At 72.9% G+C, this 20,152-nt stretch carries 15 protein-coding genes and 2 tRNA genes; 10 read left to right on the top strand and 7 right to left on the bottom strand.

Features of this window, described 5'->3' with window-relative positions:
* The first annotated feature begins 346 nt into the window (after positions 1-346).
* Entirely contained in the window at positions 347-1,954 is a 1,608-nt protein-coding gene (cimA, locus tag FRCN3DRAFT_RS0235365) for a citramalate synthase (protein ID WP_007516343.1), read from the top strand.
* 104 nt (positions 1,955-2,058) lie between these two features.
* Positions 2,059-2,757: a hypothetical protein gene (locus tag FRCN3DRAFT_RS0235360; protein ID WP_007516344.1), complete on the top strand. Its 699-nt coding sequence runs from the start codon at positions 2,059-2,061 to the stop codon at positions 2,755-2,757.
* A 152-nt stretch (positions 2,758-2,909) separates the two neighbouring features.
* Here the strand turns inward: FRCN3DRAFT_RS0235360 and FRCN3DRAFT_RS0235355 are convergent, their stop codons facing one another.
* On the bottom strand, positions 2,910-3,164 hold the full coding sequence (locus FRCN3DRAFT_RS0235355; RefSeq protein WP_007516345.1) for a hypothetical protein: 255 nt from the start codon (positions 3,162-3,164) through the stop codon (positions 2,910-2,912).
* A gap of 271 nt (positions 3,165-3,435) precedes the next feature.
* Positions 3,436-4,215 carry a fumarylacetoacetate hydrolase family protein gene (locus tag FRCN3DRAFT_RS0235350; RefSeq protein ID WP_007516346.1) on the bottom strand — a complete coding sequence of 260 codons (780 nt, stop codon included), beginning with the start codon at positions 4,213-4,215 and terminating at the stop codon, positions 3,436-3,438.
* A 155-nt stretch (positions 4,216-4,370) separates the two neighbouring features.
* Here FRCN3DRAFT_RS0235350 and FRCN3DRAFT_RS0235345 point away from each other — a divergent pair.
* Positions 4,371-4,442, top strand: a tRNA-Gln gene (locus tag FRCN3DRAFT_RS0235345).
* A 226-nt stretch (positions 4,443-4,668) separates the two neighbouring features.
* Positions 4,669-4,741 (top strand) — tRNA-Glu (locus tag FRCN3DRAFT_RS0235340).
* A 266-nt stretch (positions 4,742-5,007) separates the two neighbouring features.
* Here FRCN3DRAFT_RS0235340 and FRCN3DRAFT_RS0235335 read toward each other — a convergent pair.
* Positions 5,008-5,361 carry a hypothetical protein gene (locus tag FRCN3DRAFT_RS0235335; protein ID WP_007516347.1) on the bottom strand — a complete coding sequence of 118 codons (354 nt, stop codon included), beginning with the start codon at positions 5,359-5,361 and terminating at the stop codon, positions 5,008-5,010.
* A gap of 294 nt (positions 5,362-5,655) precedes the next feature.
* On the opposite strand from FRCN3DRAFT_RS0235335, the gene FRCN3DRAFT_RS0235330 reads away from it, so the two are divergent.
* Complete coding sequence (locus FRCN3DRAFT_RS0235330; protein WP_007516348.1) at positions 5,656-7,434, top strand: sensor histidine kinase; 1,779 nt, start codon at positions 5,656-5,658, stop codon at positions 7,432-7,434.
* 313 nt (positions 7,435-7,747) lie between these two features.
* Here the strand turns inward: FRCN3DRAFT_RS0235330 and FRCN3DRAFT_RS0235325 are convergent, their stop codons facing one another.
* The gene (locus tag FRCN3DRAFT_RS0235325; protein ID WP_007516349.1) at positions 7,748-9,994 is read right to left on the bottom strand and encodes a serine/threonine-protein kinase; all 2,247 of its coding nucleotides are present in this window, start codon (positions 9,992-9,994) and stop codon (positions 7,748-7,750) included.
* A 309-nt stretch (positions 9,995-10,303) separates the two neighbouring features.
* Positions 10,304-11,248, bottom strand: coding sequence for an IclR family transcriptional regulator (locus FRCN3DRAFT_RS47790; RefSeq protein WP_007516350.1), 945 nt, complete (start codon positions 11,246-11,248; stop codon positions 10,304-10,306).
* A 180-nt stretch (positions 11,249-11,428) separates the two neighbouring features.
* On the opposite strand from FRCN3DRAFT_RS47790, the gene leuC reads away from it, so the two are divergent.
* The 3 genes from leuC to FRCN3DRAFT_RS0235305 all read left to right on the top strand — a co-directional run bounded on the left by leuC (position 11,429) and on the right by FRCN3DRAFT_RS0235305 (position 14,588).
* Positions 11,429-12,826, top strand: a complete 1,398-nt coding sequence (leuC, locus tag FRCN3DRAFT_RS0235315; RefSeq protein ID WP_007516351.1) for a 3-isopropylmalate dehydratase large subunit — start codon at positions 11,429-11,431, stop codon at positions 12,824-12,826.
* 386 nt (positions 12,827-13,212) lie between these two features.
* Positions 13,213-13,806, top strand: coding sequence for a 3-isopropylmalate dehydratase small subunit (leuD, locus tag FRCN3DRAFT_RS0235310; protein ID WP_007516352.1), 594 nt, complete (start codon positions 13,213-13,215; stop codon positions 13,804-13,806).
* A gap of 500 nt (positions 13,807-14,306) precedes the next feature.
* On the top strand, positions 14,307-14,588 hold the full coding sequence (locus FRCN3DRAFT_RS0235305) for an HU family DNA-binding protein (protein WP_007516353.1): 282 nt from the start codon (positions 14,307-14,309) through the stop codon (positions 14,586-14,588).
* A gap of 93 nt (positions 14,589-14,681) precedes the next feature.
* Here FRCN3DRAFT_RS0235305 and FRCN3DRAFT_RS0235300 read toward each other — a convergent pair whose 3' ends face one another.
* Positions 14,682-16,961, bottom strand: a complete 2,280-nt coding sequence (locus FRCN3DRAFT_RS0235300) for an RNA degradosome polyphosphate kinase (RefSeq protein WP_007516354.1) — start codon at positions 16,959-16,961, stop codon at positions 14,682-14,684.
* 233 nt (positions 16,962-17,194) lie between these two features.
* Here FRCN3DRAFT_RS0235300 and FRCN3DRAFT_RS47785 point away from each other — a divergent pair, with 233 nt between their 5' ends.
* Both FRCN3DRAFT_RS47785 and FRCN3DRAFT_RS50190 read left to right on the top strand, forming a co-directional pair.
* The gene (locus FRCN3DRAFT_RS47785) at positions 17,195-18,223 is read left to right on the top strand and encodes a transglutaminase family protein (RefSeq protein ID WP_335341687.1); all 1,029 of its coding nucleotides are present in this window, start codon (positions 17,195-17,197) and stop codon (positions 18,221-18,223) included.
* A 304-nt stretch (positions 18,224-18,527) separates the two neighbouring features.
* A complete protein-coding gene (locus FRCN3DRAFT_RS50190) occupies positions 18,528-19,880 on the top strand; it encodes an EAL domain-containing protein (RefSeq protein ID WP_007516357.1) in 1,353 nt (450 codons plus the stop codon).
* Between the two features lie 22 nt (positions 19,881-19,902).
* Here FRCN3DRAFT_RS50190 and FRCN3DRAFT_RS47775 read toward each other — a convergent pair.
* Positions 19,903-20,152: 2-phospho-L-lactate guanylyltransferase (locus FRCN3DRAFT_RS47775; protein ID WP_035931095.1), on the bottom strand; the 250-nt coding region annotated here is incomplete at its 5' end.

The raw sequence follows: 20,152 nt of genomic DNA, 5'->3' as shown, positions 1-20,152 counted from the left end.
GCTGATCGAGCCGGCCGCCTCGGTAGCCGGCGGCGCCGGCAGTTGGCGGCGCCTGCGGCCCGCGGACGAGCGTGCAGCCCGTTCTCACCCCGGCGGCGGCTCCCTGCCCCAGGGGATGACGCGGGTCCCGGACACGGGTACCAGCGGATGATCGCGGCCTCGGCCGGCGTGGTGGTCTTTCTTCGCCCTTCGGCGGTCATACGCTGGAATCAGGCCGAGGGACGCGCGATCAGGCCCGCCAGGCGCCCGTCCGAAGGCCTACGGGCGATCCGGCTGAAGAGCGCGCGACCCCGCGATTGGGCTGCGTACCCGAGGCCTGTAGCCGAGACACCGTGAGAGGCACAGCGTGCGGCCATACGACCCCGAGTCCCTGCACATCTACGACACGACTCTGCGGGACGGCACGCAGCAGGAGGGGCTCTCGCTCTCCGTCGCCGACAAGCTGGCGGTCGCCCGCCACCTCGACGACCTCGGTGTCGGCTTCATCGAGGGCGGCTGGCCCGGCTCCAATCCGAAGGACGCGGAGTTCTTCCGCCGCGCCCAGACCGAGCTGGCCCTGCACAACGCGAGGCTCACCGCCTTCGGCTCCACCCGGCGCGCCAGCAAGACGGCTGCCGACGACCCGCAGGTGGCCGCGCTGCGCGACGCGGGGACGCCGGTCGTGTGCCTGGTCGCCAAGTCCGACCGGCGGCACGTCGAGCGCGCACTGCGCACCACGCTCGCCGAGAACCTGGCCATGATCCGCGACACCGTCGTTCACCTCCGTGCCGAGGGCAAGCGGGTCTTCGTCGACGCGGAGCACTTCTTCGACGGCTACCGCGCCGACGAGGCCTACGCGCTGGAGGTGGTCCGCGCCGCGGCCGAGGCCGGCGCCGACGTCGTCGTCCTGTGTGACACCAATGGCGGCATGCTGCCGACCCAGATCGGCGAGACCGTGCGTGCCGTGATCGACGGGACCGGCGCGCGCCTCGGGATTCACTGCCACGACGACTCCGGCTGCGCCGTCGCGAACAGCCTGGTGGCCGTGCAGGCGGGCGTCACCCACGTCCAGGGCGCGGCGAACGGCTACGGCGAGCGCTGCGGCAACGCGAACCTGTTCACCGTCGTCGCCGGCCTGGAGACGAAGCTGTCGACGCCCGTGCTGCCGACCGGCCGGCTGCGGGAGCTGGTCCGCGTCTCGCACGCCATCGACGAGATCACCAACTCGACCCCCGACACGCACCGGCCCTACGTCGGCGCCAGCGCCTTCGCTCACAAGGGTGGCCTGCACGCCAGCGCCGTCAAGATCGATCCGGACATGTACCAGCACATCGACCCGGCCCAGGTCGGCAACGACATGCGGATGCTGGTCTCCGAGCTCGCGGGCCGGGCCACCATCGAGCTCAAGGGCCGGGAGCTCGGGCTGGACCTGTCCGGCGAGAAGGAGGCCCTCGGCCGGATCGTCGAGCTGGTCAAGGAGCGCGAGGCGAACGGCTTCTCCTACGAGGCCGCCGAGGCGAGCTTCGAGCTGGTGCTGCGCGACGAGGTGTACGGCGCGGAGCGCTTCTTCACGCTGGACAGCTGGCGGGTCATCGTCGAGCAGCGCGCGGACGGCGAGGTCGTGAGCGAGGCGACCGTGAAGCTCACCACCCGCGGCGAGCGGCACGTCTCCACCGCCGAGGGCAACGGACCGGTCAACGCGCTCGACAGGGCGCTGCGCGAGGCGCTCGCGAAGGCCTACCCGGGCCTCAAGGACGTCGACCTGACCGACTTCAAGGTGCGCATCCTCGACGGCCGGGACGGCTCCGGCGCCGTGACCCGAGTCCTGGTGGAGACCAGCGACGGCCAGTCGCGCTGGGACACCATCGGCGTCGACGAGAACATCATCGCGGCCTCCTGGCAGGCCCTGCAGGACGCCGTCACCTTCGGCCTGCGCCGCCAGGGCGAGATCCCGGATCCCGACGCCCACGCCTAGGAGGCGCCTGGGAGACGCATGGGAGATCGGTTCGAAGTCGCGGTCGCCTGGGGTTACGTTCCGTCCGTTCGTGGTTACGGACGGGACGCGGTGCGGAGGTCGCGATGTTCTTGCAGGTGATCCAGGGAAGGGTGCCGGACCGCGCGGCGATGCGGGCCCAGCACGAGCGATGGCTCGCCGACATTGGACCGGACGCGCCCGGCTGGCTGGGCTCGACGGCCGGCATCACCGAGGATGACCGGTTCATCTGCCTGAGCCGGTTCGCCTCGGTCGAAGCGCTGGCGAGGCTGTCGGCCCGCTCCGACCACCAGGAATGGTGGGCCAGGACGGAACGCCTCTTTCTGGGCCCGGTGGTCACCACCGAGTTCCTCGACGCGGTGCTGATGCTCGAGGGCGGCTCCGACGACGCGGGCTTCGTGCAGGTCATCCAGGGCCGGACCACCGACCCGGGCCGGCTGCGCTCCTTGGAGAAGGAGCTGCTGCGCTACCTCCCCGACGGTCGGCAGGACGTCGTGGGCGGTCTGACCGCTGTCGGCCCTGACGGCCGGTTCGTCCGGGTCTTCTACTTCAGCTCCGAGGAGCTGGCGCGGGCTGGCGAGCACGGCGAGCAACTCCCGGAGATCGACGAGATCCTCTTCGAGATGCGCGAGCTCACCGGCGAGCCGACGTACCACGACCTGCGCCACCCCTGGCTCGTCTCGCCGCCCCCGGCGCGCGCCGGGCGGGCCGCCGGGCGGTCGGCGGCCGAGGCGACCACCGAGCCTCGTGGGGACGCGCGGCGCGCGGCAGGGCAGCGCCGCTAGCCCCTTGGGGCTCACAGGGCCCCAAGGGTTCCCAAGGCATGTCTCCGGCTACCTCCTGACGCGACGGCGGGCTGGGTCACGCGCGCACCCCGTGCCCACGTGACCCAGCCCGCCGGTACCGCCCGCCCGGATTCCGCCGGGACCGGGAGGGGTCAGCCCTCCTCGGGGATCTCTTCCCACCACTGGCACCACCAGGGGCCGCCGACCAGGATCCGCAGCTTCGGGTGCCAGCAGTACGAGATGTCCTTGTCGGTGTCGAGGTAGTACAGGCAGTTGTCGCACCGCTCGTCGCGGTTCGGCTTGCCGCGCAGGATCGCGTCCTCCGCCAGGTGGCCGAGCTTGACGCTCAGCTCCTCGTCGATCGGCTTGGGCTCGGGCGCGCCAACGTCGTAGAGGGCCTCGGTCATGCCGCTCCTTCCGTCCGTTTCTGCTTGTCGGTTTCAGTTCGTCGGTGGACCCGCCGACGGTCCGCTGACCTAGGTCGTGTGGCCGGGTCTTCATACCCCCGGCCGCGGCGCACCGCCGGATCTGCTCCGAATTCTCTGCCACACCCGCGTCAGCCGGGCAGCCACCCGGCCCAGGTCCAGCTCACAGTGCCGAGCGTGGGCGGACCGACCTCGTCCCGTCGCAGGCCACCCACCGCGGCGACATGGTCCGGCGCCCGCTCCCGGGGCGTGATCAGCGGGCGATGACGGGGTTGGTGAGGGTGCCGACGCCGTCGACCGTGACGGCCACCGTCTGGCCGGGGCGCATCGGGCCTACGCCGGCGGGCGTGCCGGTGAGCAGGACGTCGCCGGGCAGCAGCGTCATCGCGGCCGACATGTAGGCGATCAGCCGCGGGATGGTGTGGACGAGGGCCGCGGTGGTGGAGTTCTGGCGGACCTCGCCGTCGAGGGTGGTGCGGATGCCGACGTTCGAAGGGTCGAGGTCGGTCTCGATCCACGGGCCCAACGGGCAGAAGCTGTCGTGCCCCTTCGCCCTGGTCCACTGGCCGTCGGTGCTCTGCTGCTCGCGCATCGTGACGTCGTTCGCGCAGGTGAATCCGAGTACGACCGACATCGCCCGCTCCTGCGGCACGTCCCGGCACAGCCGGCTGATGACGATCGCCAGTTCGCCCTCGTAGTCCATCCGGCTCGTCGGGTCGGGATGGATGATCGGGTCGCCTGGTCCTACGACGCTGGTGGATGGCTTGAGGAAGAGGATCGGGCGTTCGGGCGGGGCGTCGCCACCCATCTCCTTCACGTGGTCGGCGTAGTTCTTGCCGACCGCGAGGACCTTGCTCGGCAGCACGGGCGCCAGCAGCCGCACCTCACCAAGCGGCCAGCGGGCCCCGGTGAACGTGAAAGGCCCGAACGGGTGGGGCGTCAGGGCGGCCATGGTCGCCTCGCCGCGCTCGACCGAGCCCTCCACCACGCCGAAGGCCGGCTCCGAGCCGTCTGTAAACCTAGCGATACGCACCCAGCGACCGTATCGAGCCCATCCACCCGGTCCCCGTAGCCCACCCCCAGGCCATGCCGGAGCGGCCCTCGCCGGCTGGGTCCGATGTCCCGACCTGGGTCCCGACCACCCTCGCCGGATGCGGTACAGTAGGCCTCGCCCGCGAGGGCATCCCATGGGGTATGGGGTAATTGGCAGCCCAACGGATTCTGGTTCCGTTAGTCTAGGTTCGAGTCCTGGTACCCCAGCAGAACCCTGTTCGTCGGTCTTTGATCGACTTCCCGGGGTTTTGATGTCTGCCCAGGGGGGCGACCCCCTGGAACCCCCGTGTCAGGGGGCTTCGCCCCCCGACACCCCCCACTGGGGCCGGGGGATGGCCGCCCACTGGGGCGGGCGGATGTCGTGTATGGTGTGGGACGTCGCGGGGTGGAGACATACTGCGGCGAGCACGTGGTAGATGTTTTTCAAAGTTCTGGCCCCGTCGTCTAGTGGCCTAGGACGCCGCCCTCTCAAGGCGGTAGCGCCGGTTCGAATCCGGTCGGGGCTACGAGCTGGCTCGCGTTGTTCGATGACTTTGGTCATCTTCCCGTGAGCCGCGATTTTACTCTGGGGGCCACCCCCAGACCCCCAGTGTCTGGCTTCGCCAGACTCGGGGATTCATTTGGTAAGAGCGAAGCCCTTCAGATCACCTCGGTGATCTGAAGGGCTTCTTGCTGTTCGTGAAGGCTCCATGCTGCCTGCCTGAGCCGGGGAGGCTCAGGCAGAGCACCACTGGCTGTACTGCTACCTCTGCTACCTCTTCGCCCAGTCGGGTCAGCGGACGACGGTCAGGCGGGGGAGGAGCGCGGCGGCGGGGTGGCGGGCCATCGTGCAGGCGCGGCAGCGGCAGGAGGCGGGGCCGCCGTGGCCGTGGACGATCTCGATGATCTCGGCCTCGTCGATCTCGGCCTCGTCGACCCGCGGCGTGGTGGCGGGGGTCACGAGGCGCAGGCGCGGCCGCGCGGCCGGCTGCTCCTGGTGGACCGGCGTGAGCACGGGCGCGAGCGCCGGCACGGGCATCGGCGTCGGGACGGCCTCCGCGGTGCTCGGGCACGGGGCGACAGCGGCGGCTCGCCGGGACGACAGGCAGGCCGGGGCAGACGCGACGGTCAGAGCGACTGGGGGCACGGTGTCCTCCTCGTGGGCAACAACCTGGGTCCTGCGAGTTGAGCTTGTCCTGCCGACCGTGCGTGGGCCTGTAGGCCCGTACACCGCTGTTCGCGAAACCGGCGGGAGCGGGGGCTTCCCTTGCGGTGCCGCCGCGGACCACACTGTGTCGGTGGCCGGCTTGCGGCGCCATGCTCCGTCTAGCCTGTTCCGGGCTGGTCCTGAGTGCCTAGTCAAAAGTGGACACTGTCGCCATCACACACCACCCTTGACAACCATGGCGGCTACCGGTCGTCTCGGTAGAAACTTGCGCGGATGTCCGCCGCCGGTCCCCCCTTCGGAGAGCGGGCGCGCCGCCGGCATGAGCGGGCTCGCGCCGCGCGGACCAAACACGTCGGCGTCCGGTCCGAACGGGTAGGCGTGGAGCGTCGCCAGCGGGCCGAGAAGGCCAGCCAGACGGACCCGCGCATCAGGGCCGCCGGCGCCGGCTGGTGGGTCGCGAGCCTGGTGCCCCACGGCCACCGCCTGCCGTTCGAGGACTGGACCGCCCGCCACCGGCTGTTGAAGTGGATCCTCGCTCTGCACCTGCCGGCGATCGTCGGCTACGCGATCCTGCGCGACTTCAGCCTCACCCACGGCCTGGCGGCCGTGAGCCCGTCGCTGCTGCTGTTCTGCGCGGCCGCGCTGCCGGGCGCGCGCCGGGTGCGGGCGCTGGCGGCGAGCCTCGGCCTGCTGTGCTGCTCGGTGGTGCTCGTCCATCTCTCGGACGGGCTCGGCCCGATGTACTTCCACTTCTTCGTCGTCGTCGCGCTGATCGCGCTGTACGAGGACTGGTCCGTCTACGTGCTGGCGATCGGGTTCGTCTTCATCGCGAACCTGGTGCTGCGCTACCTGGTCACCGCCGGCTCGCTGACCGACGACGCCCGGCACAGCGCGCTGATGCTGGCCGCGATGCACGCCGCCTTCATCGTCGCCCTCGCCGGCGCCCAGGTCGTCTTCTGGCACTACAACCAGCAGGAGCGCCGCCGGACGGAGCGTTACCGCCACCAGCTCTACGAGGGCCAGCAGAGCCTGATGGCCCGGCTGGAGGAGACCGAGAAGATCCGCACCGACCTGGTCGCCACGGTCTCCCACGAGTTCCGGACGCCGCTGGCCGGCATCCGCGGCAACCTGCTGACGATCCGCCGGCGCCGCCACCGCATGTCCGAGGAGCAGCTCGACGTCCTGCTCGACTCGGCGCTGAACTCCTCCGAGCGGCTGTCCCGCCTGCTGGAGAACATGCTGACCGCGGCGACCGCCACCGGCATCGACGACAACACCGTCTCCGACCTGCCCGAGGTGGTCCGCGAGGCGCTCGGCAGCCTGCGCCACGCCTCCATGGCGGGCGCCGTGGCCGTCGACCTGCCCGAGCACCTGCCGGTGCGGATGTCACGCCAGGCGCTGCACCAGGTGGTCGCGAACCTGGTCGACAACGCGCTCGTGCACTCCTGGCCGGGAACCCCGGTCCGGCTCATCGCGGGCCGGGTCGGCGACGAGGTCGTACTGCGGGTCCGCAACCAGGGCCCCGACCTCGACAAGGAGACGATCCACCGGCTCTTCGAGCCGTTCACCCAGCGGGACGGCTCGGCGACCAGGCCGACCGACGGCGCGGGGATGGGCCTGTACGTGGTGCGCCGGCTGGTCGAGGTGCACGGCGGCCGGCTGCGGATGACGGCGGACGGCGGCGAGATCAACGTCGAGGTCGACATGTGGGCCGCCGAGCTGTCGCTGCCCACCAACGACCCGACCCACCTTCCCAACCTGCCCGACCTGCCCGGGCTGCGTCCCGACGGCCTCGGCCAGGACTACCCCCACGAGCCCGCGCTGGCGCCCACGCCGCCGCTGGCGAGCCCGCGACCGCCACTGGGTAGCCCGCGCCCAGCGCGCTGGGACTGGCCCTCCCACGGGCCTATCCCGGTCGACGTGCCCCGCCCCGGTCGCACCGCCCTGAGCGATGTCGACGGCGACGATCCTGGCCACTCCGCCCCGCGGCCGCGGCGCGCCGCGTCGTCCTGGCGGACCCCCGACGACTTCCCCCTGGACCGCTCGGGCTGACCTCGGCGGTTGCCGGCCGGGCTCCGACGACCTCTGTCCTGCCGCCTCTGTCCTGGCCACCGCTGTCCTGACCGGCGCCACCAACGGCTGGCGCGCCTGGTCGTTCGGGCCTCCGTGGTCCCGTCCCCGAATGCCGGCATCCTCTTCGATCTTCGCCGACGTCAGCGCGGTGCGTCGCCCGCGCCCGAGAGCACCTGCAGCCGGGCGGCGGGGCCGGGCTGGGCCATGGGCGCGCCGCGCTGGTCGAGAAACCAGAAACCGGCCCGCCCCCGGAAACGCGGGGCGGGCCGGTTCGGCCTGGAGCGGCGCGGGCTCAGCCGCCGGACGGAGCCTCGGACGAGGGCGGCGGTGGCGACGGCGAGGCCTTGCAGGTGTAGGAGATCGACACGTAGGAGCCCTTCGGCACCACCGTTCCGCCTGATGGGGACTGGCCGGTCACGTTGTTGTAGCCGTACGGGCAGTTCCACTCGCCGCCGTACGTGACCCCGAAGCCAGCTCGCTGCAGGGACGCGTTGGCGGCATCCGCCGGCTGACCGACCACGTTCGGCACCGAGACACAGGAGGCCGAGATCACCGCGGAGATGGTGGTGGAACGGTCCGCGCGGGTTCCGGCGCTCGGACTCTGCGAGATGACCTGCCCGACCGGGACGTTGTCGTTGCATTCGGAGCTGGCGGACAACGCTGTGCTGAATCCGGCGTCGGAGATCGCGCTGTTTGCCTGGCTCTGGTTCATCCCTGAAAGGTTCGGGACGGTCGCGGTCGACGGCGTGGTCGGGGCCGCGCTGGTGGTCGGCGCGCCGGCGGCGGTCGAGTTCGACGGGGAGCCGGGCTTCGTCGACCCGGAGGCCGAGGACTTGGGCGCCGGGGTGACCGTGACCGTCTTGCCGTTGGGCAACATGGTCGTGTATGGCGCGGTCGCCGTCGGATCGATGATGTTGCCGGAGACGTCGGTGAACGGGGTCGAGGTGACGCCCGGCGCGCCGAGGGAGGACTCGCTGCCGGTCTCGGTCGCGTCGGACTGGCCGCCGGTGGACGCGGCCAGCGCCCAGCCGCCGGCGCCCGCGATCAGGGCGACGACGAGCGCCGCGCCGGCGGCGATCTTGAGCCGCTGCTGGCGGTTGTTCTGGATGGGGGGCCGCCCGCCGCCTCCGGGCGCGGGCTGGCGCGCGGCGGGAATGGCCGAGATGATCGTGTTGCGGTCCGACTGGGTGGACCCGGCGGGGCCGGGCACCCGGACCGGCTGGGCGCCGGTCGGCGGTTCGTCGTCGTCGTCCCAGCCACCGTGGGCCGGCCGGCCAGGGCCGGACCCCGGGACGGGCGGGAGGATGCCGGTCGGCGCGTCCTGGTCGTCCCAGTGGCCGCCGCGCGGCCCGCCCGGACCGGGGCCAGGCACGGGCGGCACCAGGCCGGTGGCCGCGTCCGCGTCCCAGTCGTCGCCGGGGTAGCCCCGGTCGGGCCCGTACCCGGGACCGCCTGGGCCGCCTGGCTCGCCGACCCGGCCGGGACCCCGGCCCTGCCCGGGGCCGGCCTCGGCGTGGGCGACCTTCGTCATGCCGAGCGCGGCACCCGCGGCACCCGCTCCGGCCGCCGCGGCGGCCGTGCGTCGACCGCCGGCGCCGACCAGGGTGTCGTGGGCCGCGTCTCGTCGGCCAGGGATCGGGGCGCCGCGCTCCCAGGTGTCCTCGCCGCGGTCCCAGTCCCGGCCGTCGTTTCGCCGCCGGTCGTCGTCCAGATCGCGGTCGCGGTCACGGCGGAGCGCGGATTCGAGGGCGCGCGCCGCGTCGGCGGCGGTCGGCGGTCGGCGGGCCGGCGACTTGGCCAGCATCGCCGCGAGCACGTCCCACACCGGCCGCGGCACACCCTTGATGGGCAGCGGCTCCTGCTCGCGATGTGCCGCGAGCATGTCGGCCGGGTTCGCCTCGTCGAACGGCGGCACGCCGGCGAGCAGCTCGTAGAGCACGATGCCGGCGGAGTAGATGTCGACGGCGGGGGTCGGCGGCGTGCCGGAGCCGAGCTCGGGAGCCATGTAGAGCGGCGTGCCGATCGGGCCGGTGGCGGGGGTGCGGCCCCGGGACAGGGTGTCGACCATCCGGGCGATGCCGAAGTCCGTGAGCCGGACGGCCGGGCCGTTGCCGCGGCTCTCCAGCAGCACGTTCTCCGGCTTGACGTCGCGGTGCACCACGCCGGCGCTGTGCACGTTGTCGAGCGCCCACAGCACGTCGATGACGATCCGCGCGGCCTCGTCGACCGGCAGCGGCGCCTCGTGGCGCAGGTACTCACGCAGGTCGGTGCCCTCGACGAGCTCCATCACGATCGCCAGCGCGTCCCGCTCGTTCACCAGGTCGAGGACACGGACCAGGTCGGGGCTGTCGATGTCGTAGAGGATCTGCCATTCGCGTAGGAACCGGTCGACGACCACGGGGTCGTCGGCGAACTCTGGGCGCAGCATCTTCACGGCGACGTCAGCACCGTCGTCGCGGCGGCTGGCCCTCCACACCTCGCCGGTGGTGCCCTGCCCGAGCAACTCATGCAGGACGTACCGCGAGCCGAGTGTGCGCACTGCCAGACTCCCCCTCTACACGCCGCCCCGGAGGGAGACGAGTGACGGCCACGACGGCGACGCCGCGGCGGGGCGCGCGGCATGCCCGGTCACAATCTCGCCCGGGCCGCCCGCCCGACCCCCCGAACGGCGGCCCGTGTCGGTCCTGGGCGGGGCCGGCTGGCCTGGACCGGGCCGCTTGGCCGGGTCCTGGCGGCCGGGCACCGGTAGCCGGCGCGACGCGACACGAAACCGCTGTGCCCGCGTGACCGCCGAGCCCGATGTACCACCATCGGGACCGCCGATATAGCCCAGGACGACACCGAAAGGCTACGCTGTCGCGTCTGCGGGTAGTCCGCCGGGGGTGGACACATGTGATGCCCGTGGGTAACCGGCGATGAGGGACAGCCGGTCCGCGGCGGCCCTGATGGTGGCGCCGAACAACTCGCCCGGCGTGCGGGTCAGCCGGCCGTCGGGCCCGGACATGGACAGCGCGGCGATCACCGCACCGGAGGCGTCGCGGACCGGCGCCGACACCGACGCGAGTCCCGCCTCCCGCTCGCCGGCGCTCTGCGCCCAGCCGCGGGCGCGCACCTCGGCCAGCACCCGCTCGTCGAACACCGTGTCAGCCGGGACGCCGCCCGCGGCCCCCGCCCCCCCGGCGTCCCCTGCCCGCAGCCCGTGCCCTGGCACCTCGGCGGCCTCGCCGCCGCTCTCGCCCCCGGTGGCGAACGCGAGCAGCACCTGGGCGCCGGACCCGGCGGTCATCGGCAGGATGGCGCCGACCGGAACCGTGTCGCGCAGCCCACTGCCGCGCTCGGAGACCGCGACGCACACCCGGCCGGCACCGCGGCGCACGTAGAGCTGGGTGCTCTCGCCAGTCGCGTCCCGTAGCTCCGCCAGCACCGTCGGCGCGGCCTGCAGCACCTGCCAGGGCAGCGGCCACAGCGTGGCCGCCGCGGACCCGGCGGCCAGGCGCGGCCCGGCGACGAACCGCCCGTCCCCGTCCCGTCCGACCAGCCGGTGCGCCTGCAGCGCCACCGCGAGCCGGTGCGCGGTGGCCCGGGACAGCCCGGTGCGGGCGACCAGGTCGCCGAGCGACGCGGGACCCGCCTCGACGGCCGAGAGCACCAGCGCGGCCTTGTCCAGCACGCCGACCCCGCTGGTCACCTCCTGGCTGCCAAGGTCCTCGGCGCCCCCGTCGCCGGCCTGGGCGGCCGCGTCGAGCCCGGGGGTGCCGATGCCTGGACCCGAGGAGGGGATACGCTGTTCCATACGTTGATACTGCCATCCCAAGCCGTGAGACGACGACCCTGGGGTTGAAGCGCCGAGGCGTTGAGGCGCCGAGGTGCCAAGGCGTCGGGTCCGAGAGGAACTGGCTGGGCTGGCCCGCGACGGGACAGAGCACCGCGACGGACACAGCACTGCAACACTGGCAGAGGAGGGGTGGGCCACATGGGGCGCACACTCGTGGAGAAGGTCTGGGACGCGCACGTCGTACGCCGTGCCGATGGTGAGCCCGATCTGCTGTACATCGACCTGCATCTCGTGCACGAGGTCACCTCGCCGCAGGCGTTCGAGGCACTGCGGCTCGCCGGCCGGCCCGTCCGCCGGCCGGACCTGACCATCGCGACCGAGGACCACAACGTCCCGACCACCGACACACTGGTGCCGATCGCGGACCCGGTCTCCCGCGCCCAGGTCGAGGCGCTGCGCAAGAACGCCGCCGACTTCGGCGTCCGGCTGCACCCGATGAACGACCCCGGCCAGGGCATCGTGCACGTCGTGGGCCCGCAGCTGGGCCTGACCCAGCCGGGCATGACGGTCGTCTGCGGCGACAGCCACACCGCCACGCACGGCGCGTTCGGGGCGCTCGCGTTCGGCATCGGCACGAGCCAGGTCGAGCATGTGCTGGCCACCCAGACGCTGCCGCAGGGCCGCCCGAAGACGATGGCGATCACGGTCGACGGCGCGCTGCCCGACGGCGTCAGCGCGAAGGACCTGATCCTGGCGATCATCGCCGAGATCGGGACCGGGGGCGGCCAGGGCTACGTCCTGGAGTACCGGGGCGAGGCGATCCGGTCGCTGTCGATGGAAGGCCGGATGACGGTCTGCAACATGTCCATCGAGGCCGGCGCCCGGGCGGGCATGATCGCTCCCGACGAGACGACGTTCGAGTTCCTGAAGGGCCGCCCGCACGCCCCCAGGGGCGTCGACTGGGATGCGGCGGTCGCCTACTGGAAGACGCTGGCGACCGACGAGGACGCGGTGTTCGACAGCGAGGTGGTCATCGACGCGAGCACGCTCACGCCGTTCGTCACCTGGGGGACCAACCCGGGTCAGGGTGCTCCGCTGGGCGCCTCCGTGCCGGACCCGGCGGCGTTCGCCGACCCCGGCGTCCGGGCCGCCGCCGAGCGCGCGCTGGTCTACATGGGCCTGACCGCGGGCACTCCGTTGCGTGAGATCGCGGTCGACACGGTGTTCATCGGCTCGTGCACGAACGGCCGGCTTTCCGACCTGCGCGCCGCCGCCGACATTCTGCGGGGTCGCAAGGTCGCCGACGGCGTGCGGGCGCTCGTCGTTCCCGGCTCCATGCAGGTCAAGGCCGACGCCGAGGCGGAGGGCCTGGACGAGGTGTTCCGCGCCGCCGGGGCCGAATGGCGCAGCGCGGGCTGCTCGATGTGCCTCGGGATGAACCCGGACACGCTCAAGCCGGGTGAGCGCAGCGCGTCGACCTCGAACCGCAACTTCGAGGGCCGGCAGGGGCAGGGCGGCCGGACCCACCTGGTCTCGCCCGAGGTCGCGGCCGCGACCGCCGTCACCGGCCGGCTCTCCGCTCCCGCCGATCTCTGACATTGGTTCGCTCCGTGCGGGCGGCGCGCTCCGGCCCCGTACTCACGACCTCCGAAATCGGCTTCGCCGATTCCGCAGGGACCCCGTCGCTCCCACGGGACCTCCGCGCGCCGTCCTCCTGCGCTCACGGGCGCTGCGGCGACCTCGCTGCGGCCCGGCCCACCTCGCTTCGCTCGTGGGCCGGGCCTCCGCGAGGCGCGCCTCCGCGCCGCGGGGTCACCCACCAACTTCACGTCACCAAGCCACAGCGGGTCTTGTCCGGAGCACGTCGCTTCGCTCGTGGGTCGGGCCTCCGCGAGGCGCCTCCGCGCCCGCACGGTCACCCGCCGCTGAAGGTCACGACCTGAACAACCTCTCGAACCTCGTCTCAGAAGGGAGAGCGCCCGATGGAGGCGTTCACCACGCACACCGGCCGGGCGGTGCCGCTGCGGCGCAGCGACGTCGACACCGACCAGATCATCCCCAGCGACTGGCTCAAGCGGATCGAGCGCACCGGCTTCGGCGCCGGCCTGTTCTCAGAGTGGCGCCGCGACCCGTCGTTCGTGCTCAACAACGCGGCCCATGCCGGCGCCACGATCCTGCTGGCCGGGCCCAACTTCGGCTCCGGCTCCTCCCGTGAGCACGCCGTCTGGGCCTTGCAGGACTTCGGCTTCCGCGCCGTCATCGCGCCGAAGTTCGCCGACATCTTCCGCGGCAACTCGCTGGGCAACGGCCTGCTGACGGTCGTCCTGCCGGCCGAGACCGTCGACGCGCTGCTCGCGGCCGTCGAGGCGGACCCGGCGACGGAGATCACCGTCGACCTCGCCGCCCGCGAGGTCCGCGGCGCCGGCATCGTCGCCCCCTTCGAGCTGGACGACTTCACCCGCTGGCGTCTCATGGAGGGGCTCGACGACGTCGGGCTCACGCTGCGCCACGCCGACGCCATCACGGCGTTCGAGCAGGACCGCCCGTCCTGGCTGCCCACCACCACGCCGGTCTGACCTCTCGCCGAGCCGAACCCAGGTCCCCGTCGCCCACCTGGCGACGGGGACCTGGCTGTCTCGGGCGGGACTCCTGGGGCGACGGGGCTCTGGCCCGGCGGTGCCGTTCCGCTCGAGTGAGCTGAAGAAGCTGGTCATCCTGGTGTCAGGCCGCGGACAGGGTGAGCAGCGGCACTGACCCCGCCGCCAATGGCTCGCGCTGCGCGCTCAGGAGTAAACGGGGCCGCGTCGGCCGCGTCGACGGGCGACCATACGGTAACAGAACGTCTGAAACAGACCAGAAATCAGCCGGTTCATTGCGCCGATCGTGTTCGGCCGTGTGCTGTCACCGGGAGGTGGTGATCCGGTCGCCGATTGTCCCGAACCCGTTGACGTGCGGGTTTGTGTGACGCGACACGCTTCTGGGAATTGCCCTCGACAGTGGAGATGCCTACGGTGCAGCGCAGTGTGATGCCCGATCTGCTCCCCACCGCAGCCGCGGGGGGTGTCCGGAGGTTGTTGTGAACAAGTCCCAGTTGGTTGACGCCATTGCTCAGCAGATCGAAGGCGGCCGGTCGAACGCGACCAAGGCCGTCGACGCGGTGTTCCACGCGATCCAGGAGGCCGTCTCGAATGGCGAGAAGGTGACGATCACCGGTTTCGGCGTCTTCGAGCGGGTGGAGCGTGCCGAGCGGACCGGGCGCAACCCGGCGACCGGCGAGCCGGTGCACGTCCCCGCGTCGGTGGTGCCGAAGTTCCGCCCGGGCTCGGACTTCAAGTCCAGCGTTTCGTCGCAGGGCTAGCTCCTAGCCCGGAACGGGCCGCGTCGGCCCGCCGTATTTCACCGCCAGAAGGGCGGCGAAAACGGCGGGCCGAGCCGCGTCCGCGACGTGGCTTCAGGCGCGGCGCAGCGCCCAGGCGGCGAGGTCGGCCTGGTAGTCGGAGAGACGGTTCTCCAGCGGCCCGGTGGCGCGGCGCTCCCAACGACCGTCCTGTCGCAGTTCCCAGGCGGAGACCTCGGGGGAGAACGCGTAGTCCAACATCCGGCGCAGGGCTGTCCGGTTGTCGGCCTGCGTGACGCGGACCAGCGCCTCGACCCGGCGGTCCAGGTTGCGGTGCATCATGTCCGCGCTGCCGATCCAGACCTCGTCCGACGAGGTGAAGTCCAGCACCCGGCTGTGCTCCAGGTAGCGGCCCAGGACCGAGCGCACCAGCACGGTCTCGGACAGGCCGGGCATTCCTGGGCGCAGCGCGCAGATGCCGCGCACCAGGCAGCGCACCGGTACGCCGTCCCGGGACGCCCGGTAGAGCGCGTCGATGACCTGCTCGTCGACCAGGCTGTTCACCTTGACCCGGATCCCGGAGGGCTCGCCGGCCCTGGCGGCGGCCGCCTCCCGCTCGATCCGTTCGACGATGCTGTCGCGCATGCGCTCCGGGGCGACCAGCAGCGACCGGTACACCGTCTGGCGGCTGTAGCCGGTGAGCACGTTGAACAGGTCGGTCAGGTCCGCACCGACCTGTTCGTCCGCCGTGAGCAGGCCGAGGTCCTCGTAGAGCCTGGCCGTCTTCGGGTTGTAGTTGCCGGTGCCGACGTGGCAGTACCGGCGCAGCCCGTCCTCCTCCTGGCGGACGACCAGGCAGGTCTTGGTGTGGGTCTTCAGCCCGATCAGGCCGTAGACCACGTGGCAGCCCGCCCGCTCCAGCTCACGTGCCCACCGGATGTTGGCGCTCTCGTCGAACCTCGCCTTGATCTCGACGAGCACGACCACCTGCTTGCCCGCCTCGGCCGCCGCGACCAGCGCGTCCACGATCGGGGAGTCGCCGGAGGTCCGGTACAGCGTCTGCTTGATCGCCAGCACCCGCGGGTCAGCCGCGGCCTGCTCGATGAAGCGCTGCACGGAGGTGGTGAACGAGTCGTAGGGATGGTGGACGAGCACGTCGCGCTCGCGCAGCACCGCGAAGAAGTCCGCCGCCTCGCCCGCCTCGGTGACCAGGCTCGGGTGGGTCACCGGTACCCGCGGGGGGAACTTCAGCTCCGGCCGGTCGAGGTCGAACAGCGCCCACAGCACCGACAGGTCGAGCAGGCCGTGCACCCTGTGCACGTGCCGGGGCGAGACCTCCAGCTCGCGGCAGAGCATCTTCAGCAGGCCGTCGTCGATGTCCGCGTCCACCTCCAGGCGCACCGCGGGGCCGAAACGGCGGCGGGCGAGCTCACGCTCCAGGGCCTGCAGCAGGTCCTCCGCCTCGTCCTCCTCGACCTCGAGATCGGCGTTGCGGGTCACCCGGAACATGTGGGAGTCGACCACCTCCATCCCCGGGAACAGCTGGGACAGATGGGCGGCGATCACCTCTTCCAACGGCACGAAGCACGCGTAGCGGTCGGGCTCCGGCTCCTCGGAGCCGCCCTCGCCGCCGCCCGTGGCGCCGTTCTGGGCGGCCGTCCCGTCGGCACCGCCCGGCCTGGCGCCGGCTTCCTCGGGTGACAGGTCCACCCGGATCAGCCGGGGGACGTTCTGCGGCACCTTCACCCGGGCGAAGCGCTCGACCTCGTCGCCCGGGTCCCGCACCGTCACCGCGAGGTTGAGCGACAGGCCGCTGATGTACGGGAACGGGTGCGCGGGGTCCACGGCGAGCGGGGTGAGCACCGGGAAGATCTGGTCGTGGAAGTACTCGTGCAGGCGCTGTTGCTGCTCGGTGGTGAGCTGGTGCCAGAACCGGATGCTGATGCCGGCGTGCGCGAGCGAGGGCAGCACCTCGTCGGTGAAGCAGCGGGCCGCGCGGTCGGTGACCTGGGCGGTCTGACCGCTGATCAGGTCGAGCTGCGCGCGGGGCGTAAGCCCGTCGGCGGAGCGCACGGTGAGCCCGGTGGCCTCCCGCCGCATCAGCCCGGCCACCCGGACCATGTAGAACTCGTCCAGGTTGCTCGCGAAGATCGCGAGGAATTTGGCCCGTTCCAGCAGGGGGGTGCTCACGTCCTCGGCCAGCGCCAGCACCCGTGCGTTGAAGTCCAGCCAGGACGTCTCACGGTTGATGAACCGGTCGCCCGGGAGATCGGACGGCAGTGGGGCCCTGGGCGCTTCCAGCGGCTCCAGCAGGGCACTGCGGGGCTTGCGACGCTGCTGATCTGAGCCCTGTTCGGACTGGGTACCGGACCTCGTCGCCACCACCTCGGCCATGCCAGCGATGGTGCCAGCCCGAGGTGAACTCGGCAGCTTATCCCGATGTCCTGCGTCGGTCGTCACTCGGCGCGTCCGGCTCGGTGCTTACGGCGCTCGGCGTCCATGCGATATTCGTTAATGAAGGGGAAACACTTGGGGCGGACGATCGGTTCCGGGTGTGTTACGAGGCGACTCACTCCGCAGACTGGCGAGTGTCGCCGCCCGGCGGGGGATGGGATGGTGCGCTGACCGTGCAGGATCTGCTGTCTCGGCCGCGCCACGCCGATCCCGGCACCCCGGCGGTTCCCCCGGGCGCCGGCCAGCCCGCCACCGTTGACGACCCGCTCGGCCTTCCCGTCGTCGACGCGGGCGTGGCGGACCTCGCCGCGGCCGCGCGGGTGACCTACCGGATCCACCAGCGGCTCCGGTACAGCTACGACGGCCCCGCGCACGACCTGGCGCATCGCCTGGTCGTGCTGCCGCCGCGCCGTCACGGCGACCAGACCGCTCGGCACTCGGAGTTGGCCGTCTCGGCGCCGGCGGCGCTCGTCCGCTGGGAACGCGGACCCGACGGGGCTCGGGCCGCGACCGTCACCCTCGACGAGGTGCCCGCCGTTCTCGACTTCGACGTCACGGCGATCGTCGAACGCGGTCCGTCCGCGGGCTGGCCCGCGCTGCCGGCGTCCGCGCTCACCGGCCGGCGGCTGCTCACCCCCACCCCGCTGACCGCCGCGGACGAGACGCTCACCGCGGTCGCCAGCCGGCTCGGCGGCCCGGATCCGCTGACGACCGCGCGCCGGTGCTGCGCGTGGGTGTTCGAGAACATCGCGTACCGCCCGGGGTCGACCCACGTCGGGACGACCGCCGCGCAGGCGGTCGCCGGCGGTGCCGGCGTCTGCCAGGACCAGGCGCACGTGATGATCGCGTTGTGCAGGGCGGCGGGCATCCCGGCCCGGTACGTGCTCGGCCACCTGGTCGGGGACGGCGAGTCGCACGCCTGGGTCGAGGTGGTCCTGCCCGACGGCTGGGCGCCGCCGCCGCCCGGCCCGACGACGCCGGGTTCGGCCCGGCCGTCCTGGGCGGCGCCCGGCGGCGCCGGCGCCGTGGCGGTGGCGCTCGACCCGTGCCACGACCGGCTCGCCGACCGCCGGTACGTGACCATCGCGGCCGGACGGGACTACCGCGACGTCATGCCGACCTCCGGCGTGTACCGAGGCAGCGGTCGCGGGGCGCTCACCGCGAGCCAGTGTGTCGACGTCGTTGGCCTGATCGGCGCCTGAACTCCCCACTCGATCGCCAATTCGGCGACTGGTCGTGATTCATTCGCGACTCGTTGCGGTGCGCCGCGACCGTACGGATACGGTCCGTGTCAAAGTGTGCGCGAGCTGGATGCACGACTGGCATGACCGTCTGGCGGCCCGACCTGCCCTCGCCGGGCTGGCGGGCCGGGGCGGCGGCGGGTATCCGGCTCCAGGACACCGTTCGGAGGCGCGCCTGAGCGGGCGCGCCAGCTCGACGCGCTCCGATGGCTGGACCGAGCGCGGGAAGCACCGCGCGGTGCGGCAGAGGGAGGCGGCTGCGGCCGTGACACACATCGACGCCGGGAGCCGGCCGGCGCCGGCCTCGCCGGTGCCGGCGCGGCCGGCCGCGGTGGTACCGCTGCTCGCGGCGCTGGTGGCCGGGCTCGCCCGGGTGGTCACCGACGACAGCGCGGTGACGGTCGTCGAGGCCGGCGCCGCCGGCGCGGGTGTCGCCGCCACCGGTGTGGCCGGCTGGTCGCTGTGGCGGGCGGCAGCGGCCGATCGCGGCTGGCTGCGCCGCCTGACGATGACGCTCGCGGGCTGGACCGTCCTGCAGGCCGCCGGCGTGGGGCTCGGCTACGCGCCCGCGTCCGGGTTCGCGCGGGCAGCGGTGGCCGCGGGGGCGCTCGCGGCCCCGTTGCTGGCCGCCGCCGCCCTCGTCATCCTGCCGAGACCGCTCCCGGCCGGCGTCGTCGCGGTGGCTGACCTGGGGGCCGCGCTGGGAGCCGGCGCGGAGCAGGTGGGGAAGCGGGCCGCGCAGGTCGGCGTGAGCCGCGCCGGGAAGGTCACCGGGGCGGCCCTGGGCGTCCGGCTGGCGGAGGCGCTCGTGACCGTGCGCCGCCACGGCTGGGACGAGGCCGGCTTCGACGTGCACTACCAGCCGATCGTGCGGCTGCTCGACGGCGCGGTCGTCGGGCTGGAGGCACTGGCGCGGTGGACCGAGCCGGGGCGGGGCCCGGTGCCGCCGCTGACGTTCGTCGCCGCCGCCGAGGACGGCGGCCTGGTGGGCACGCTCGACGAGCTCGTGCTGGGCAGGGCCTGCGCCGAGGTCGCCGCGGTGCTGCCGTCGGGGCAGGGCACACCGGCGCCCCGGTTGCACGTCAACGTCTCCGCCTCCCGGCTCGCCGACCTCGCGTTGCCCGACGTGTTCGCCAGGGCCTTCGCCGCCAGCGGGCTGGACCCGCGCCGGCTCGTCGTCGAGATCACTGAGACGTTCCGGATCACCGACCTGGCCGTCGCCGCGCGGGTGCTGGAGGCCGTCCAGGCGCTGGGGCCAAGCATCGCGATGGACGACGTCGGCGCCGGGCACACGACGCTCGCGGCGCTGCACGAGCTGCCCGTCAACGTCGTGAAGCTCGACCGGGGCCTGATAGAGAACCCGCTCGGCCCCGGTCGGGCCTCGCGGCTCGGACGATCGGTGATCACCGTCGCGCGCTCGCTGGGCGCCGTCGTGGTCGCCGAGGGCATCGAGCGGCGGGCGCAGCGCGCCGACCTCGCCCTGCTCGGCTGCGAGCTGGGCCAGGGCTACCTGTTCGCCCGGCCCGCGCCGCTGGCGGCGCTCGCGCCGCTGCTGGTGGCGGCCGCGCCCATCGCGCCGCTGGCTGGCTCGGCCATCGGCGCGTACCTGGGCTCATGACGCCGCCCGATGGCCTCGACGGTCAGCCGGCGTTGGCCGCCGCCGTGGCGAGCACGGCGCTGGTCGCGGGGCCGACGCCCAGCAGCCGCGCGGCCGCGAGGTCGGTGACCGTGTCGACGTCGCGGCGCAGGCCGGGCACCGTGGTCGCGAGCCCGCCGGTCAGGTCGACGGCGCCGGACCGCACGTGCAGCGCGTGGCTGTCCACGCCGAACTGGGGGAGCAGCTCGCTGCCCGCCGCGGCGCACAGCAGGACGGTGCCCGTTCCGGCCGCG

This window comes from Pseudofrankia saprophytica, from assembly GCF_000235425.2.
Taxonomy (GTDB): domain Bacteria; phylum Actinomycetota; class Actinomycetes; order Frankiales; family Frankiaceae; genus Pseudofrankia; species Pseudofrankia saprophytica.
The sequence above is the reverse complement of the archived record's forward strand: the minus strand, read 5'-3'. Positions and strand labels throughout refer to the sequence as shown.

Bases quoted from the DNA above. Each gene is read 5' to 3' on its own strand.
- FRCN3DRAFT_RS0235360 (WP_007516344.1), top strand. From the start codon at position 2,059: ATGTTCTTGCAGGTGATCCAGGGAAGGGTGCCGGACCGCGCGGCGATG.
- FRCN3DRAFT_RS0235355 (WP_007516345.1), bottom strand. From the start codon at position 3,164: ATGACCGAGGCCCTCTACGACGTTGGCGCGCCCGAGCCCAAGCCGATC.
- FRCN3DRAFT_RS0235330 (WP_007516348.1), top strand. From the start codon at position 5,656: ATGTCCGCCGCCGGTCCCCCCTTCGGAGAGCGGGCGCGCCGCCGGCAT.
- FRCN3DRAFT_RS47790 (WP_007516350.1), bottom strand. From the start codon at position 11,248: ATGGAACAGCGTATCCCCTCCTCGGGTCCAGGCATCGGCACCCCCGGG.
- leuC (WP_007516351.1), top strand. From the start codon at position 11,429: ATGGGGCGCACACTCGTGGAGAAGGTCTGGGACGCGCACGTCGTACGC.
- leuD (WP_007516352.1), top strand. From the start codon at position 13,213: ATGGAGGCGTTCACCACGCACACCGGCCGGGCGGTGCCGCTGCGGCGC.
- FRCN3DRAFT_RS0235300 (WP_007516354.1), bottom strand. From the start codon at position 16,961: ATGGCCGAGGTGGTGGCGACGAGGTCCGGTACCCAGTCCGAACAGGGC.